A 16143-nucleotide genomic window follows, 5' to 3' on the forward strand; every position below is an offset into this window, starting at 1 on the left:
GTGCGGGCGACGAGGTCGGCGTGGGCGGAGCCGGCGAGGTCGCCGGTGGCCTCGATCCGGTCGTAGGCCTGCCAGCCGCCGCCGATCCGGGTCTCGGGAACCTCGGACTCGCCGTAGCGGTCGACGCGGAGCGAGCTGTCCGACCACAGCACGCCGGAGGCGTCCCGGGCGAGCAGGTCGGTGGTGCCGTTGTCGTCGAAGTCGTGCGGCTTCGCCGACCGGGCGGCGGTGAAGGAACCGGACCTCTTCAGGGCCGGGCCGGCCCCGACGAGGGACTCGGCGGTCATCTCCCAGGTGTACGCGCCGTTGTACGCGGCGATCATCGACGTCGAGCCGTCGGCGCCGGTCACCGGGAGCCCGCGCCACCACGACGTGCCCATGGGGAAGCCCTGGGAGTAGTCGCTGTCCCAGCCGCCGGGCTGGTCGAAGCCGTTCTCGACGTGGCGGAAGGTCCTGCCGGTGCGGACGTGCGTCAGCTCCAGCGTGAGCCGCGTGTCCGAGTGGTTCAGGTACCAGTCGAAGGACAGGCCGTCCTTGTCCGGGTCCACCGTGCCCGTGGGCACCCGGGCGGGCTGCATCTCCGCGGTCTCCGTCGGCGAGCCGTCGGCCGCGACGAAGACGGCGACGGGCCTGCCGTCCGCGTCGAGGTCGACGCGGTAGGCGCCGTCGCCCGTGCCGAGCCGGCCGCCGCTGACCAGCAGGCCGTTCCCGCCGTCCGGGTGGACCGACTGGACGCGGTCGAGCAGCTTGACCGGTGCGGCGGCGGGGTCGGCGAGGTTCCAGGCACGCAGCTGGTGGTTGAGGGCCGGGTCCGTCGCGTAGGCGCCGGGGAACGCGCCGGCCAGGAGCCAGTCGCCGGCCAGGGCGAGGCGGACCCCGGAGTTCACCGCGCCGAGGCCGACGGTCTTCCGCTCGCCGGTGCCCCGGTCGGCCACGACGGCCTGCCGCGCGCCGGACGCGCTGGTCTCCACCCAGGCGACGCGGGTGTCCGAGGCGGTGAACGCGCCGCTGCCCGGCGTCTCGTAGACGTCGGTGACCGTGCCGGCTTCGAGGTCCACGAGACCGTGGCCACGGGCCCCGCCGGCGCCCGTGAAGGAGACGATGCCGGTCTTCGCGGTGCCGGCGTGGACGGAGAGGTCCTGGGCGCCGGCCGGCAGACCGGTGATCTGGCGCTTGCCCCGGGCGGTGTGGGCCCAGAGGGTGGTGCCGGCGCCGGTGCCGTCGGTGGTGTCGACGGTGAGGGCGGTGAAGACGTACGGCCCGGCGATGCCCACCGCCCGGTTGTCGTGCGCGGGCAGCGTGTAGCGGGTGCCGGTCGCCATGTCGACGACGGTGCCGTCCGTGACGTACTGGTCGCCACCGTAGAGCTCCGTGTACCCCTCCAGGCGGTGGGTGGTGCCGTCCGCGTAGTCGACCCACGCGGTCGCGTCGCCCCTGAACCAGTTGTCGACGAAGAAGCCGGCGCTGCCGCCCGGCGCGCCGACGACGGTGTGCAGCGGCATCCGCGCGACCGTCTCCTGGGTCTGCGCCGCGGCCACGACGGGCCCGGGGGCCGCCGAGGCGGCCGGGACGGCGAGGGATCCGGCGCCGAGGGTGACGGCGAGGACGGTGGTGACGGCGACGGTGCGGCGGCGCGTGACGCGTATGGGAAGCAAAACCCCTCCAGGTGCGGACAAGCAGGTCCGCGCAACCGCGCGGACCTGCCCGTCTGACACCCGATCAGCCGAAAAGGTTGTACGACCCGTCCGGAGGCGGTCGCGGTCTCCCGCGGTCAGGCCACGCTGGTGAACTTGCCGCCCTCGCCCGCGTACAGGTCGGTGTTCAGGCGGGTGAACGTACCGGTGGTCGTGCCGTTCGACCGGTAGACGTACGTGCCGTTCGCGCCGTGGGCGATGAGGTCGGGGCGGCCGTCGTTGTCGGCGTCGCCGCCGCCCACGAGCTGGCTGAAGACCTGCCAGCCGCCGCCGACCTTGACCCGTCCGGCGAAGCCGCCGCGGCCGTTGCCCTGGTAGAGCCAGAGGACGCCTTCCGCGTCGCGGGCGACGAGGTCCCCGGCGGCCGTGCCGGCGATGTTCCCGACGGCCGTCAGCTGGTTGTAGACCTGCCACCCGCCGCCGACCTGCGCGCGGGTGTCGTAGGGCCGGGAGAGGTCGCCGGTGCCCTTGTAGAACCAGAGGACGCCGGAGGCGTCGGTGGCGAGGAGGTCGGCGCGGCCGTCGCCGTCGAGGTCCGAGCCGCCGGTGATCTTGTTGTAGACCTGCCAGCCGCCGCCGACCTGTACGCGGGCGGTGAAGGTGCCGTCGCCCTTGCCGAGGTAGCGCCAGAGGATGCCGCCGCCGTCGACGGCGACGAGGTCGGGGTGGGCGGCGCCGCCGAGGTTCCCGACGGCCTCGATGTGCTTGTACGTGTTCCACCCGGGGCCGATCTGGGCGCGCTCGGCGGTCGCGACCGCCCCGTCCGCCGGCCGCTCCAGCAGGTCGTCGCGCCACAGGACGCCGGCGGCGTCGCGGGCCAGGACGTCGACGGAGCCGTTGTCCGAGTAGTCGTGCGCGTTGGCCGTGCGGGTGAGGGTCAGCTGCCGGGTCTGGCGGACGGTGTCGCCGGCGTGGTTGTGCAGCTCGGCCTCGGCCGTCACGGTGTAGGCGCCGTTCGGCGCGTCGACGCCGTCGATGAGGCCGTCCCACTCCAGGGAGAAGTTCCCGTCCTCGGTGGGGGAGGCCGGGAAGTCCACGTACTCCTTGCCCGTGGCCACGTGGGTCAGCCTGACGAGCAGGGAGGCGTCGGGGCGCGACAGCGTCCAGCTCATGGCCACCTTGCCGCCGGCCCCGTCCAGGTCGACCGTCCCGGGCACCTCGGCCCGGTCGATCGTCAGCGGCTCCACGACCGCGGGGGCCGCCACCTTCGCGGTGAGGGCCGGGGAGCCGTCCGTCCCCGCCTCGACCCGGAACAGCCCCTCGTCGCCCGCGGCCCGCTCGGCCTGGAGGACCAGGGTGCCGTCGCCCGGGGTCCACACCGAGGACCCGCGCGCGGCGAGCACCCGGGTCTCGCCGGTGGCCAGGTCGACGGCCTTCACCTCCGGTGCGGCGCTCGACGGGTTGCCGTACACCAGCCACGAGCCGATGAGGCCGGCGTACGCCAGGCTGTCGCGGGCGCCCAGGACGGTCTTCTTCCGCTCCTTCGTCGTGCGGTCGACGGAGGTGACGTACAGGCCGGAGGCGCTGTCGTAGTCGACCCAGGCCACGTGCGAACCGGAGAACTGCAGTTCGCTGAAGCCGTAGCCGGACTCCAGGGAGGCGTACGTCTCCGTCACCGTCCCGGTCGCCAGGTCGACCAGGGCCCGGCCGCCGGTCCGTGCGCCCTGCGGGCCCGTCTCGTAGCCGACGAGCACCTTGCCGCCCTCGCTCTTCGAGCCCAGGAAGTCGGTGGCGTCGGCCGGCAGCCCCGTGACCGCGCGGTCGGTCGTCTCCGCGCCGTCCTTGGTCACGATGCGCAGTTCCGCCGTGCCGTCGGCCTTCCGGACCTGCGCGAGCACGCTGTCCGGGCCGAGCACGGCGACGTAGAAGCCGTTCACCGGCCGGAGGTCGATCTCCACGGCGGGCGCGGACGGGTCGGCCATGTTCCGCAGGCGGACCACGTCCATCTCGGCGGTCCAGCTCGCGTCGCCGAGCGCGACCACGTCACCGCCGCCGATGCTCCACCCCTCGGGCTGCCCGAGCGGGACCGGAGCGCTTCCGTCGAACGGCGTCCACAGCAGCGTCCGGTCGCCCTCCCGGCTGAAGGAGTAGGTGAGGAAGCCCGAGGGCCCGATGCCACCGAGCTCGGCGGCCTCCGCGATGACGGGGAGCGTGTCGTTCTGCGCGGCCGGGACGCCGGCGCGGACCGCGGCCGGGGCCGCCGCGAAGGACGCCGGGGCCATGGCGAGCGTGCCGACGCCGAGCCCCGTGACGGCGATGACCGTCGTGACGGCGGTGGCGAGGCGGGTGCCGGTGGTGCGGTACTGCAAGTGAACCCCCAGGGAAGAGACCGGGCACGGACGTGCCGTGCCCGGTCAGACTCACCAGCGGCCCGCATGGTTGTACGGAAGATCGGAACTTCCTTTCGAATCCCTCTGGTTCGGTCGTCCCGCGCTCGTGGGCGGTGTCCGTGCGCGGCGCGGAACGGCGCGTGGTGCGTGGCGCGGAACGGCCCGCACGGCCCGCACGGCCCTCAGTGCCGGAAGCGTTCGGCGATCGCCGCCACGATCCGGTCCGGCGCGTCCTCCTGGACGAAGTGCCCCGCCCGGGGGAGTTCGACGACTTCGAGCGCGGTGAACGCGGAGCGGATCCGGGGAAGGCACGCTTTCGGCCGGAACACCACGTCCCGCATCCCCCATACCGCGAGGGCCGGCTTGGAGCCCAGACGGGCGGGCACGTCCCGGGCGAGGCCTTCCAGCAGCGGACGGGCGGCGCGGATCTCGCCGGGCATGACCGCGAGTCCGCGGCGGGCCTCCTTCGTGGGCTGCACCCTGCGGTAGTGGTCGGCCTCTGCCGGGGTGAGGCGGGGACCCGCCCGGTCGAGCAGGAACTTCTCCACGAGGAGGTTCTGTTCGAGGATGCGCCGCCGCAGGGGGCGGCTGCTCAGGATCACGCTGAACGCCAGGTTCGCCGGCTGCTCGACCGGCCAGAACGCGGTGTTGCCCAGGACGACGCCCCGGACGCGGTCGGCGCGCGTGACCGCCGCGCCGAGCCCGACGGGGCCGCCCCAGTCCTGGCCCATCAGCACGAAGTCGTCGAGCCGCAGATGGTCGATCAGCTCGCCCACGACCGCCGTGTGCTCCGCGATCGTGTAGCCGAAGCCCGCCGGGCGCTCCGAGGGGCCGAACCCCAGGTAGTCGACGGCGACGCAGCGGTACCGGCCGCGAAGCCCCTTCACGAGGTGACGGTAGAGGAAGCTCCAGGTGGGGGAGCCGTGGCAGAACACGATCGCCGGTCCGGTCCCCTCGTCGATGTAGTGGACCCGGCCGGCGGACGAGTCGAACCACCGCGAACCGAAGGGGTACAGGGCCGGGTCGGGAACGAAGTCGATCATCGCGCTCTCCTTCTCTTCTTCCGTCCGTGCCGCGTCGGGCGGGCCCGGCTCCCCAGCTTCACTACATCTGTAGAGCCTACGGGGCGCAGACTCTACACCTGTAGCATCGAGGGGTGACCACGAACGCGGCGAACGGCAGGGAACGACGACAGGCGATCGCCGACAGCGGGATCCGCGTCATCGCCCGCGACGGCGTCCGCGCCCTGACCCACCGGGCCGTCGACCGCGAAGCGGGCATCCCCCAGGGATCGACCTCCTACCACGCGAAGACGCGGCTCGCGCTGGTGGAACTCATCGTCGACGCGCTCGCCGCCCGCTCGAAGGCCGACGCCGAAGAACTCGCCGTGACGCTGAACGCGAGGTTCGCGCGCGAACGCCGGATCGGGGTCGACGAACTCGCCGCGCTGATCGCGGGACTCGTCGAGACCCTCGCCTCCCGCCGCGACGACATGAGGGCCCGCTACGCCCTCATCCTCGAACTCGACGACGCGCCCCGGGTGCGAGCGAAGCTGACGGCCGACTCCGAGGTGCACGCCCTCACCCGCCAGGTGACGGCGTCGGCCCTCGCCGGAGCGGGACTCCCCGCCTCGGACGGGCACGTCGAGGAACTGATCGCCCTCACGGAATCGCTGGTGTTCTACCGGACCGCCATCGACGAGACCGCCTCACCGCGGACGGTCCTGGCCGCGTACCTGCGCGGCGCGAGCTCGACGTAGCCCCTTTCGAGGGGCACTTCGGGGCGTGGGGGCGGAGTCCGGGGGCGGAGCGCTGTGTGCGTGTGCGTGTGCGCTTGTGGAGTGTGGAGTTGGGGCCGGTGCCGAGACCGCCCTCGGCGACGGCGACGGCGACGGCGGCCGGGCCGGTCAGGGCGTCGCCGTCGGGCGTCAGCCGAGCCAGACGATGTCCAGGACGGCCAGGTGACGGGTGAGCCGGTTCGTCACGTAGACGACGGAGAGCTGTCCGACGGAGGCGGCGCGGACGTCCTCGCCCTCCGGGTCGCCGGGATTCCACCGGGGCCAGTCCCACGGGGAGCGCGTCGCGATGTCCAGGACGTCCCGGACGGTCTCCTTGGCGTGGTCGGGGAGGTCGGCGAGCGTCTTCGCGGCATGCGGGGAGAGCCGTACCGCCCAGGACCGTTCGGTCACCGGCGGACGCCGAGGACGTCGGTCAGGTCCACGAAGCCGGTCTCGTCCCGGCCGGACTCCAGGTAGGCGTCGACGGCCGGGGCGGCGGCGACGCGCTGCTGCCAGGTGCGGACGACGTCGTGGAGGGGGGTGAGGCTGTAGGTGTGGCGGGATTCCTCCAGCGCCTCGGCCCACGCGCGCTCGAAGGCCGGCACCCAGGTGCGGGCGCGGCGATCGGCGCGCAGCCGGTCCATCAGTTCGGCTGCGGCGGCCGGAGCCGGCGGGGCTGGGGCTTCCTCGGGCTGCGCGCTCATCGGCACCTCCTGGTGGGTCGTGTCACCACCGTACGCGGGGCTCGGGGCGACGGGGAGGCACTCTGCGGTGAACGTCCCTCTGCCGGGGCCGCGGACGGCGTGCTGCTCTTCCGGGACGACGGACCGCCCTGACGTACGTGTCGTCCGCCGCGGTCATCGAGTCGGAGGCGCCCGCCGGTCGGGAGCCGGGCGCCGGGGGCGGGCGCTACCGTGCGGGGCCGTGGACGCCGCCGACCTCGACCGCCGGACCCGGACGCTGTCCGGCTGCATCCCGCCGGAGTTGGTCTCCCGGCTGCTCGAACGAGGTCACGTCGCCGTGGTGGAGTCGGAGGCCCGGCGCGGGGAGCGGTTCTGCGCGGTGGAGTGCGCGCGCCTGCCGGGTGCGCGCGGCCGGCAGACGGACGCCCGGGAGCTGCTCGCCCCGTACGTGGCGACCGGCAGGTGGACGGCCGCCGAGGAACCGGAGAACAGCCCCCGGCCGCCGGCCTCTTGACCCGCCCCCGTCCGCGGCCCCGAGCCTCGTCGGCCGCGTTGCGCGCCCCGCTTCGGAGGCGGCGCCCCGCTCCGGAAGCGGGACGGGCGGGGTCGCCTCCCGGCGGAGGGCGGACTTTCAGGGGAGGTTCGCTCTCAGCTCCTCCGCCGTCTCCCAGAGCAGGGTCAGGAACGCCTGCGCCGCCGCCGTCGGCGTGCTCGGGGTGGCCGCGCAGATCCGGCGGTACGGGACGTCGTCGGGGTGGATCGTGACCAGGGCCACGTCGGGGCGGACCGACGCCGCCGCCAGCGCGGGGACCAGGGTGACGCCCAGGCCCGCCGCCACCGCGCCCAGTTTGGCGATCCAGTCGTGCGCCAGGAGGCCGGTGCGCGGGCGGAGTCCCGCCTCCAGGGCCGGGCGGAACAGGGTGTCCTCCAGCCGTTCGTCGCCCACGATCCACTCCTCGTCGGCCAGTTCGGCCAGCCGCACGTCCCGCCGGCCCGCGTACGGATGCCGGTGTTCCAGGGCCACCAGGACCGGCTCGTCCAGGAGGTGATGGAGCGTCACCCCCGGCGGCGGGGACGCGTCCCGTGCCGGGGTGACCACCGCCAGGTCCTCCTCTCCCGCCGCCACCAGCCCCAGGTGCTTCACCGACGGGCCCTCCACCCGGGTCACCACCACCCCCGGGTGCCGCTTCCGGAACGCCGCCTGGGCGCGCGGTACGAGAGCGGCGCTCGCGCTGGAGAAGGCGCCGAGCCGCAGCAGCCCGCCGCTCAGGGTGCGCAGCGCCGTCAACTCGGCGCGGGCCGCGGCCAGTCGGTCCCGTACCGCCTCCGCGTGCGGCAGCAGCACCCGGCCCGCCTCGGTGAGCCGCACCCCGCGCGGCAGCCGCTCGAACAGCTCCGCGCCCCACTCCTCCTCCAGGGACCGCACCTGGCGGGAGACGGCGGACTGCGTGTAGCCGAGCGACCGGGCGGCGGACGTGAAGGAGCCGGTGCGGGCGACGGCCAGGAAGGCCTCGTACAAGCCATGCGTCAGGAGCATGGCCGCCATGCTAGACATTCGCTTGTCGCATGGTGGGGGGCGTCCTAGCGTCGGGTCCATGGACATCACCACCTCCCCCTCGCAGAAGATCGCCTTCCTCGGACTAGGGTCCATGGGGCTGCCCATGGCTCGCCGTCTCCTCGACGCCGGGTATCCGCTCACCGTCTGGAACCGCACCGCCGCCAAGGCCGCGCCGCTCCTCGACGCCGGCGCCCTCCTCGCCGAGACCCCCGCCGACGCCGTCCGGAACGCCGACGTCGTGATCACCATGCTGGCCGATCCGGATGCCGCCCGCGCCGTCGCCGGCCTCCTGATCCCCGCCCTGCGCCCGGGCACCCACTGGATCGACACCTCCACCATCGGCCCGGGCACCACTCGCGAACTCGCCGCCCGGCTCCCCGAGGGGGTCACGCTGATCGACGCGCCCGTCATGGGCAGCGTCGACCGCGCCGCCTCCGGTGAGCTGCTGATCCTCGCGGGAGGCGACACCACCCCGGTGGCGGACGTCCTCGCCCGGCTCGGCACGGTCACCGCCTGTGGCGGGCCCGGCGACGGCGCCGCGCTCAAGCTCGTCCTCATCAACGCGGCCATCGGCGGGGTCGCCCTGGTCGCCGAGAGCCTCGCCCTCGCCGACGCGCTCGGCCTGCCCCGCGACCTCGCCCTGCGCACCCTCGGCGCGGGCCCGCTCGGCGGCGCCGTCGGCCGGGTCACCGCCACCGGCTCCCACTTCCCCGTGGCCCTCGCCGCCAAGGACGTGGCCCTGGCCACCGGAACCGCCGAACTGCCCCTCCTGGAGACCGTGCACCGCTTCCTGCTCGCCGACCCGACGCTGTCCGGAGAGGACCTGGCCTCGGTCGCCCGCTAGATCCCGCCGGAGAAGCAGCGCCGTCACCCCACGGGGCGGGATCCCCGACGCCCGGCGCGTACGGGCCCCACCCCCCAACCGGCTGACTGCCCGGCCGGATGGATCCGGTCGAACCACTCGTGGCGAACCGCCCCGTGGGATACAAGGGTCACCCGGAGTCGTGCGTACGGAGGGGGGCCTATGGCGGCGGAAGAAGTATCGGCTGTGCCGGACGTGACCGTCCGGATCTGGGTGGGCGTGCTGGCGGTCGGCTGCATCGGCCTCCTCGCTCTCACGCTGCGCCGGGTGACCGAGGCGCAGGCGATCGTCGTCGAGCGCAACGGCCGGTTCAGCAGGGTCCTCCCGCCCGGCCTGCACTTCCTGCTCCCGCCCTTCGACCACATCCGCAACCGCATCGACCTCCGCGAGCAGGTCGTCCCCAGCGACGGCGGGGGAAAGCCCGGTCACCGGGTGGAGCGGCTGCCCAGGAACACCGCTGCCCGCACCTGACGACCTCACCCTCCTGACCGGGCCCGCACCGGTGTGCTCCGCAGGCCGGTCTGGTGGATGCGCAGCGGATGATGGTTCGGTGACGAACATCAGTGACGACCACGTGAAGGTCCATTTCCGCATGGAGACGGACGAGGACGGATGGCCGCCGGCGAGCGTCGAGAGCCTGTGGGCTGTCGACCTCGGCGATGCCATGGTGCGGCTGGACAACACTCCCTGGTTCGTCCGCGTGGTCGCCTGCGGCGACATCATCAGGGTCCGGCCGGACGATGACGGTGTTCTCTGGGCCGGAGAAACGGTGGAGCCTTCGCAGAACTGCACCCTCCGGCTCATCGTGCTGAAGGACGGCGGTTCCGCCGCCGCCCGGCAGAGCGTGCTGGACGCCTTCCACTGCCTCGGTACGACGGGCGAAGGCATCGAACGGTTCGGGATGGTGGCCTTGGACGTCCCGCCGGAGGCAGACCTGCCGAAAATCCGCGAGCTGTTGGAGCACGGCGAGACGCAGGAGTGGTGGCACTGGGAAGAAGGGTGTGTCACTGCCGCCTGGGAGGCCACCGCGCGCCGGTGAGGGCAGCGGTGTCCCGTCCCGGGACGCAGCGGCCGGACACGGGGAACGGCGCCGGGTCGCCCCGAGGAGAGGACCTGCAGAAGGAGCCGCCCGGTGGGCCTGTGGTCGAACCGGCCCGGGAGACGCTCCGGGCGCCCCGGGCGAAGTGCAGGCCGGCAAGGCGTACGCCCCGCCCGGAAACCGCGTCCACCTGAGCAGACGCGGACGCGGAACCCGCTCCACTGTCCCGACCAGGCCGACCAGGCACGCCCCCGCCCGAAGCCCCCGTCCGCGACGAGGTGGCCGTCCCGGCCGCAAGCAGCGACGGATGGCGGCGACCAGCACGTGGCCACGGCTCAAGCCCACACCGCTTTGACCACGGCGTGTCCCGCCGAAGCCTTGCGGCTTGCGGCTCTGGGGGCAGACGACGTGGGGGATCGATCGTCGGTTCGCGGGCGGTGGAGCACGGGCGCGGCCCCCTTCGATCGCCGTATGCGGGAGGAACGGCTCTCGGCCGAACCGCGCCCGCCAAGATGTGGCGCCTTCGTCGTCGCGGGCGGTAAGTCGGGCGACGTCGGCGGTCGCCCCCGGGATACTGGTCGCCCATGGATGAGGTCGAGGTCGTCGTCGCCCATTCCGAGCGTGCGACCCTGCGCGTCGGCGACGTGTTTCTGAAGGTGGACGCCGATCAGGCGCGTATCGACGTCGAGGTCGAGGCGATGTCCCGCGCGCCGGTCCCCACCCCGGAGGTGCTGTGGCGCAAACCGCCCGTGCTCGCGATCGCCGCACTTCCGGGGACGGCGCTCGGGCGCCTCGGCAGGGCGTCGACGGGGTCGTCGGCGGCGTGGACCGCGGCGGGCGCCGCCATCCGCACGTTGCACGACGCGCCGCTGCCTTCCTGGTCGGGCCGGGCCGGCCGGAGCGTCGCCACGCTGGCGGCGGAACTCGACGACGAGTGCGCGTCGCTCGTGACGCGAGGGCTCCTGCCCGCCGGCCTGGTCACCCGCAACCGCCAGGTCGCCCAGGCCGCCCTCCGGCCGTGGACCCCGGCGTTCACACACGGCGACCTGCAGGTCGCGCACGTCTTCGTCGACGGCGACGAGGTGACGGGCGTCATCGACTGGTCCGAGGCGGGCCGGGGGGACGCTCTGTACGACCTCGCCACCTTCACGCTCGGACACGAGGAACACCTCGACGACGTCCTCGCCGGCTATGGCACCGGCGTCGACATCGACCTCGACGTGATCCGAGGGTGGTGGTCGTTGCGAAGCCTGCTGGCGGTTCGCTGGCTGATCGAGCACGGCTTCGACCCCTTCGCACCAGGCTGCGAGGTCGACGTGCTGAGGTCCCGGATGTGAGGCCGCGCGGGCCCGGCGCCACGAACCGTGTGGGGATGTCCTCGGGCATCTCCCCGCGGATACGCAAGCGGCGGAACCAGCGGAGCACTGCGCTGGTCGGCCGCGCCGGCCGTGCTTGCCGCGGATCGGCCGGAAGGCGTCGGTCCGGCTGCCGCCGGGGGTCAGCGTGGCGACCGGAACGCCGTGCGCCCCGACGACCGGGCGGCGCTTGCTGCCGGCCTTGGCCGGTCCACCGGGGACGGGCCGGCGGTCGGCCCGCCCCCCTCGCCCGGATGTGGCGGGAACCGTCCGCGACGCGGGAGAAGTACGGCAGGTCTGCGGCCCGCGGCTCCGCGAGCAGCAGCTCGTACAGGCGCCGCCGGACCCCCGTCTCGTTCCGGTCCCGCAGCGGTCGCCACCGGGCCGTTCCCCTTCGGTGCTCCGCGTCTCACCAGGCGGAAGCCGCGACACGCGTGACCGCAGTCGGCACCTGGTCGCGCGGTGCCGGTCGCGACGCTCCGGGGCGTCGGGGGCTTCTAGGATCTGCGGTATGGCGACGCGACTCGTGCAGATCAACATGAAGGCCCGGGACGACTCCGCGCTCGGCCGGTTCTGGGCGGAGGCGCTCGGCTGGGGCGTCGACAGCGAGGGGCCCGGCGTGACCCACCTCGAACCCGTCGGCTTCGAGTGTCCCGACCCCGCGGCCGTGTGCATCGACATCGTCGCCCACCCGGAACCCAAGACGGTGAAGAACCGTGTGCACCTCGATCTGGCCACCACCTCGCCCGCCCATCAGGCGGAACTGGTCGCGCGCCTGAAGGCCCTCGGCGCGACCCTCGCCGACGTGGGCCAGGGCGACGTCCCCTGGACCGTCATGGCCGATCCGGAGGGCAACGAGTTCTGCGTCCTGGAGCCCCGTCCGGTCTATCGGGGCGCCGGGCCGGTCGCCGCCGTGGTGGTCGACTGCACCGACCCGCGAGAGATGGCCCGGTTCTGGGACGCGGCGATGGACTGGACGCTGCACGACGTCACCGACGCCCACGCGCGCATGCGATCCGCCGAAGAAGTCGGCCCCTACCTGGAGTTCGTCCGCACTCCCGACACCAAGACCGTGTGGAACCGGGTCCACCTCGACGTCCGCCCCTACCCCGGTGACGACCCGGCCGCGGAGGCGGCCCGGCTGCGCGCCCTGGGCGCCACCGACCCGGACATCGACCGGTCCGCGGTCCCCTGGACGGTTCTGGCCGACCCGGAGGGCAACGAGTTCTGCCTCCTCGCCCCACGCTGACCCCGAACAACGCGGCCGCCCGGCCCCGAGGCCGTAGGCGGAAGACGCATCCCTCTGAGGCGGCGAACGGCGGCGAACGGCGTCGACGGCGACCGGCCCCCCCGCACCCGCCACTGCTGGCAGGAGCGGAGCCGTTCAACCCCCTTCCGTGTGCGGCCGTGCGGGGCGGGGCAGGGGCTGACGCCAGCCGTCCGGGCTCGTGAGGAGGAGGGGGCGGGCGAGAGAACGTATGTCGTCCCACGCCGGATCCGTGGCCAGGGCGCGGGCCCAGGGGCCGACGCGGCAGGCGGCATCGATCTCGCCGAGACGACGGCCGACGGCCCGGAGGTGGAACAGGTCCGACGGACCGAAGACCCCGCGCTCCGCGAGGCCTTCGGAGACACGGCAGAGCAACTCCGCCTCTTCGACGACGTCTTCCGTCTCCAGCTCGCGCTCTCCCAGCCAGGCGAGCTGATCCTGGGCGTCGGCCGCGAGGAGGGCCATGAAGCGCAACGTCCAGGTGCGCAGGCGCGCGTCGCCGAGAGCGTTCATGCGTGATCCCCACCCGCTTGCTGGTGTCGCCGACGTGAGCCGCGGACGCTTTCCGACCCGTGCCCCTCCTGTCGACTACGCATTATTCAGTCGCGGACGGTTTCAGCGCGGTGGGGACGGCGGAACAGTGCGGGGAGTGTCCGCCCAGGGTCCGGGGCCGCGCGGCGCCCGGGCTCGCGCGGCGTCCGGCCCCGCACCATCCGCAGAGGCGTCGCATCCTCCACGCGGCTGGGCCGCCATCGCCGGACGGGCGGCACCCGCAGATGGGACGATCCACGGCGTGATCGGATGGATGCACCACACTCCGCGCCGAGCAGTCGCATCGGTCTGCGTCATCGCAGCCGTCCTGCTCTTCGTCGGTGCCCCCGCGCACGTCACCGACCTCCTCCGCCACGGCCTGCGCCCCTACGACTGGGCACCGGGTCGGCTCAACCTCTCCTGGTCGTCGCCGGCGCTCTTCGACGTGCTCGCCGCCGGGTTCCTGATCAGGGGCAAACGCCGGGGAACCGACCTGGCCTGCGCCATCGTGTTCACCGACCTCGCCGCCAACGGGTACGCGGTCTACGGCATCCAGCACGGCGACTTCGCCGCTCAGCCCGGCCTCCAACGACTGACCGTCTTGGCCGCGATCGTCCCGGGAACGGCGCCGTTCATCCGACGGCACCTTCCCCATTGAGATGACGTCCAGGAGGACCGTCCTCCCCGGATCCGGGGAAGACGGGGTGGATCGCGAACCTTCGAGGGCTTACGGCGGCGGGAGCATGGACCGTGCCGCGGGTCAGGTGCCGGCGGTGCGCTGGAGGAACCGGGTCACAGCGATGGAGAACGTTCCGGGCTGTTCCACCCGGGGGAGGCGGCCGGCGTCGAGCGCGATCCGCCGGACGTCCGGCAGGGCGGAGACGAGGGAGTCGACGGCCCATCGGGGGGCGGATGTCGTGCACCCCGTCCACGACGAGCACGGGGACGGTGAGCCGCGCGCACGCTGCCGCGAGCCGCTCGGGGTCCTGGGCACGCAGCTCGGCGTTGATGGCCTTGTGGCACTCCCTGTTCGGGGCGAACCCGGTGTCGGCTTCGGCCCGGTCGGGCATCCGGGCGGGTTACCGTCGGGACGCCCGCGGGGAGGCCGACCGGGCAAGGGCAAGGGCAAGGGCAGGGGCAGGGGCAGGGGCAGGGGCAGAGGTCAGGGGGCGGTGTACCGGGACGGGCGCGAGGCCCGCCCGGCGCCGGCCCTCGCGCCCGTCCCGGTCCTGGTCCTGGCCCCGGTCCCGACCCGGGCGTCACGCTCCTCGTTGCCGGCCGCGGAGGAGCACCGGATCCGCGGCTCGGCCCGTTTCGGAACGGGCGGTCACGCCACGCAGAACTCGTTGCCCTCAGGGTCCCGCATGACCCACCAGTGCCCGGCCGGCCCCTTGTCCACCTCTCGGACGCGGGTCGCGCCGAGGTCTTCCAGCCTGGCCAGCAGCTTGTCGAGGCCGCCGGGTTCGCTGTGGAGGTCGAGGTGCAGGCGGTTCTTGTCCGTCTTGCGCTCGGGCACGTCCTGGAAGAGCAGCCGCCGGCCGCGGCCGACGCCGCTGGTCTCGTCGAACGGGTCCTCGGGGTGGCGGATCGCGGCATGGCCGCGGAAGGTCTTGCGGCCGCGGTGTTCGGTGACCGCCTCCTCGCCGATCTGGCCGGCGGCCAGCAGCCGCTCGATGAGAGCGCCGGGGTCCTCCACTTCGTACTCCAGGGCGGCGGCCCAGAAGTCCGCGAGGACGGGTGCGTTCGTGCTGTCGATGACCAGCTTCCAGCTCAACGTCATGTAACCAGTTATAGTGGTTACATGGATTCCTCCGCAACCAAGGGGCTGACGCTGCGCTCCCGGGCCGGCGTCGCCTACCGGTTCGACCCCGGCGCGCTGTGCCTGGAACTGCTGACCACCGGCGGTCCCGGCCCCTACCGTCGGTACGAAGCCCTGTACGAGCCCGCCGACCTGGCCGCCTGGGCGGACCGGTCACGGTTGACCCCGACACCCGTACTGGACGTCTCCGAAGGGGAAGTGGCCGAGATGCGCGGGCTGCGCGACGCGCTGTTCCGGGTGGTCATCGCCCACACGCAAGGCGAGCCCCACCCGCCCCGCGACCTGGAAGTGCTCAACGAGGCGGCCGCCCGCCCGGCCATGGCCCCGGCCATCACGCCGACCGGAAAGCGGCAGTGGGCCGGGACCCCCACCGGGACGCACCTGGCGGCCACCGTCGCCCGGGACGCCGTCGAGCTGCTGACCGGCCCCTTCGCGCACCGCATCCGCACCTGCGCCGCCGAGGACTGCCACCTCGTCTACGTCGACACCTCACGCCCCGGCAACCGCCGCTGGTGCTCCATGGAGCACTGCGGCAACCGCCACAAGGTCAGGGCGCTGCGCGCCCGCCACTCCGAGGAAGGATGACCGCCATGCCCACAGGACTCACCCAGGACGCCGGCTGGCAGATCGGCGTGTCCCGCACGCTGCCCCACCCCGCACCCGTCGTCTGGGACTTCATCAGCGGCCCCGAAGGCATCGCCCTCTGGCTGGGCCCCGGCGCGCTCCTCGCCCCGGAACGCGGCACCCCCTACCGGACCGCCGAAGGAGAGGAGGGGGAGGTGCGCGGCTACCGTCCCGGGGACCGCATCCGCGTCACCCACGGCACCACCACGGTCCAGGTCGCCCTCGCCCCCGCGGCCGACGGGGCCCGGACGATGCTCCGCTTCCACCAGGAGCACCTGGCGAGCGCCGAAGAGCGCGAACTGCGGAGGGCGCACTGGCAGCGCGTCATGGACCAGGTCGCCACGGCCCTCGACCAGCGCTGACCACGGCGCGGGGCGCCTGAGGGGGAGGGGCCGGCGCGTACCGGGGCGCCGGTTCTCCCTCGTTCCCTTCCCTTCCGTTTCCTCCCGCGAGCGGTGCCCCCTCCTGCCCGAGCGGGATCGTACGGAGAGCGGCCGCGCTGCTGGTGACCGGCTGTACGCCGGGAACGGAGCCGTCACGGGAGCCCGCGAAGCCCGCGGCCGTGAAGCCTTCGGACACGGCCCGAGGGACGGTCGCCCCGCCG

18 protein-coding genes are annotated in these 16143 nt (G+C 73.8%); 10 read left to right on the forward strand and 8 right to left on the reverse strand.

All coding sequences use genetic code 11. The features are described from left to right. From ACFW6A_RS36750 to ACFW6A_RS36760, 3 genes are all read right to left on the reverse strand, one after another. On the reverse strand, positions 1-1655 hold a 1655-nt coding region (locus ACFW6A_RS36750; RefSeq protein ID WP_386646063.1), incomplete at its 3' end, for a hypothetical protein. Between the two features lie 116 nt (positions 1656-1771). After that, on the reverse strand, positions 1772-4003 hold the full coding sequence (locus ACFW6A_RS36755; RefSeq protein WP_386646066.1) for an FG-GAP-like repeat-containing protein: 2232 nt from the start codon (positions 4001-4003) through the stop codon (positions 1772-1774). 203 nt (positions 4004-4206) lie between these two features. After that, positions 4207-5067, reverse strand: coding sequence for a haloalkane dehalogenase (locus ACFW6A_RS36760; protein ID WP_386646069.1), 861 nt, complete (start codon positions 5065-5067; stop codon positions 4207-4209). 113 nt (positions 5068-5180) lie between these two features. Between ACFW6A_RS36760 and ACFW6A_RS36765 the strand changes: the two genes are divergently transcribed. Then, positions 5181-5783 carry a TetR/AcrR family transcriptional regulator gene (locus ACFW6A_RS36765; RefSeq protein WP_386646072.1) on the forward strand — a complete coding sequence of 201 codons (603 nt, stop codon included), beginning with the start codon at positions 5181-5183 and terminating at the stop codon, positions 5781-5783. A gap of 168 nt (positions 5784-5951) precedes the next feature. Here ACFW6A_RS36765 and ACFW6A_RS36770 read toward each other — a convergent pair whose 3' ends face one another. Together ACFW6A_RS36770 and ACFW6A_RS36775 are read right to left on the reverse strand one after the other, a co-directional pair. After that, positions 5952-6212, reverse strand: a complete 261-nt coding sequence (locus tag ACFW6A_RS36770; protein ID WP_351855009.1) for a hypothetical protein — start codon at positions 6210-6212, stop codon at positions 5952-5954. Beyond that, positions 6209-6505, reverse strand: a complete 297-nt coding sequence (locus tag ACFW6A_RS36775; RefSeq protein ID WP_386646075.1) for a DUF6247 family protein — start codon at positions 6503-6505, stop codon at positions 6209-6211. Before ACFW6A_RS36775 ends, ACFW6A_RS36770 begins: the two co-directional genes overlap by 4 nt. Before the next feature lie 220 nt (positions 6506-6725). Here ACFW6A_RS36775 and ACFW6A_RS36780 point away from each other — a divergent pair, with 220 nt between their 5' ends. Beyond that, positions 6726-6998, forward strand: coding sequence for a hypothetical protein (locus ACFW6A_RS36780; protein ID WP_386646078.1), 273 nt, complete (start codon positions 6726-6728; stop codon positions 6996-6998). 117 nt (positions 6999-7115) lie between these two features. Here the strand turns inward: ACFW6A_RS36780 and ACFW6A_RS36785 are convergent, their stop codons facing one another. Further along, complete coding sequence (locus ACFW6A_RS36785) at positions 7116-8021, reverse strand: LysR family transcriptional regulator (protein ID WP_386646081.1); 906 nt, start codon at positions 8019-8021, stop codon at positions 7116-7118. Positions 8022-8079: 58 nt separating this feature from the next. Between ACFW6A_RS36785 and ACFW6A_RS36790 the strand changes: the two genes are divergently transcribed. The 5 genes from ACFW6A_RS36790 (at position 8080) to ACFW6A_RS36810 (ending at position 12547) form a co-directional block, all read left to right on the forward strand. Beyond that, positions 8080-8886 (forward strand): NAD(P)-dependent oxidoreductase, encoded by an 807-nt coding sequence (locus ACFW6A_RS36790; RefSeq protein WP_351854999.1) that lies wholly within the window; start codon positions 8080-8082, stop codon positions 8884-8886. A 204-nt stretch (positions 8887-9090) separates the two neighbouring features. Beyond that, positions 9091-9375: an SPFH domain-containing protein gene (locus ACFW6A_RS36795; RefSeq protein ID WP_351854997.1), complete on the forward strand. Its 285-nt coding sequence runs from the start codon at positions 9091-9093 to the stop codon at positions 9373-9375. Positions 9376-9454: 79 nt separating this feature from the next. Then, complete coding sequence (locus ACFW6A_RS36800; protein WP_386646086.1) at positions 9455-9943, forward strand: DUF4265 domain-containing protein; 489 nt, start codon at positions 9455-9457, stop codon at positions 9941-9943. A gap of 584 nt (positions 9944-10527) precedes the next feature. After that, positions 10528-11280 carry a phosphotransferase family protein gene (locus tag ACFW6A_RS36805; RefSeq protein ID WP_386646089.1) on the forward strand — a complete coding sequence of 251 codons (753 nt, stop codon included), beginning with the start codon at positions 10528-10530 and terminating at the stop codon, positions 11278-11280. A 529-nt stretch (positions 11281-11809) separates the two neighbouring features. Next, a complete protein-coding gene (locus ACFW6A_RS36810) occupies positions 11810-12547 on the forward strand; it encodes a VOC family protein (RefSeq protein WP_386646092.1) in 738 nt (245 codons plus the stop codon). A 135-nt stretch (positions 12548-12682) separates the two neighbouring features. Here ACFW6A_RS36810 and ACFW6A_RS36815 read toward each other — a convergent pair whose 3' ends face one another. Next, positions 12683-13078, reverse strand: a complete 396-nt coding sequence (locus ACFW6A_RS36815; RefSeq protein ID WP_386646095.1) for a hypothetical protein — start codon at positions 13076-13078, stop codon at positions 12683-12685. Between the two features lie 280 nt (positions 13079-13358). Here ACFW6A_RS36815 and ACFW6A_RS36820 point away from each other — a divergent pair, with 280 nt between their 5' ends. Next, positions 13359-13754 (forward strand): hypothetical protein, encoded by a 396-nt coding sequence (locus tag ACFW6A_RS36820; RefSeq protein ID WP_386646097.1) that lies wholly within the window; start codon positions 13359-13361, stop codon positions 13752-13754. 669 nt (positions 13755-14423) lie between these two features. On the opposite strand, the gene ACFW6A_RS36825 is transcribed toward ACFW6A_RS36820, so the two are convergent. Continuing rightward, entirely contained in the window at positions 14424-14876 is a 453-nt protein-coding gene (locus ACFW6A_RS36825; protein WP_351854984.1) for a VOC family protein, read from the reverse strand. Between the two features lie 21 nt (positions 14877-14897). Here ACFW6A_RS36825 and ACFW6A_RS36830 point away from each other — a divergent pair, with 21 nt between their 5' ends. Together ACFW6A_RS36830 and ACFW6A_RS36835 are read left to right on the forward strand one after the other, a co-directional pair. Further along, positions 14898-15500: a CGNR zinc finger domain-containing protein gene (locus ACFW6A_RS36830; RefSeq protein ID WP_386646100.1), complete on the forward strand. Its 603-nt coding sequence runs from the start codon at positions 14898-14900 to the stop codon at positions 15498-15500. A 5-nt stretch (positions 15501-15505) separates the two neighbouring features. Beyond that, positions 15506-15901, forward strand: coding sequence for an SRPBCC domain-containing protein (locus ACFW6A_RS36835; protein ID WP_386646103.1), 396 nt, complete (start codon positions 15506-15508; stop codon positions 15899-15901). Positions 15902-16143 lie beyond the last annotated feature (242 nt).

Source organism: Streptomyces sp. NPDC058758, from assembly GCF_042746075.1.
Lineage (GTDB): Bacteria > Actinomycetota > Actinomycetes > Streptomycetales > Streptomycetaceae > Streptomyces.

Coding starts and splice junctions, on each gene's coding strand:
- ACFW6A_RS36760 (WP_386646069.1), bottom strand. CDS start 5,067: ATGATCGACTTCGTTCCCGACCCGGCCCTGTACCCCTTCGGTTCGCGG.
- ACFW6A_RS36775 (WP_386646075.1), bottom strand. CDS start 6,505: ATGAGCGCGCAGCCCGAGGAAGCCCCAGCCCCGCCGGCTCCGGCCGCC.
- ACFW6A_RS36785 (WP_386646081.1), bottom strand. CDS start 8,021: ATGCTCCTGACGCATGGCTTGTACGAGGCCTTCCTGGCCGTCGCCCGC.
- ACFW6A_RS36790 (WP_351854999.1), top strand. CDS start 8,080: ATGGACATCACCACCTCCCCCTCGCAGAAGATCGCCTTCCTCGGACTA.
- ACFW6A_RS36805 (WP_386646089.1), top strand. CDS start 10,528: ATGGATGAGGTCGAGGTCGTCGTCGCCCATTCCGAGCGTGCGACCCTG.
- ACFW6A_RS36810 (WP_386646092.1), top strand. CDS start 11,810: ATGGCGACGCGACTCGTGCAGATCAACATGAAGGCCCGGGACGACTCC.
- ACFW6A_RS36815 (WP_386646095.1), bottom strand. CDS start 13,078: ATGAACGCTCTCGGCGACGCGCGCCTGCGCACCTGGACGTTGCGCTTC.
- ACFW6A_RS36825 (WP_351854984.1), bottom strand. CDS start 14,876: ATGACGTTGAGCTGGAAGCTGGTCATCGACAGCACGAACGCACCCGTC.
- ACFW6A_RS36830 (WP_386646100.1), top strand. CDS start 14,898: ATGGATTCCTCCGCAACCAAGGGGCTGACGCTGCGCTCCCGGGCCGGC.
- ACFW6A_RS36835 (WP_386646103.1), top strand. CDS start 15,506: ATGCCCACAGGACTCACCCAGGACGCCGGCTGGCAGATCGGCGTGTCC.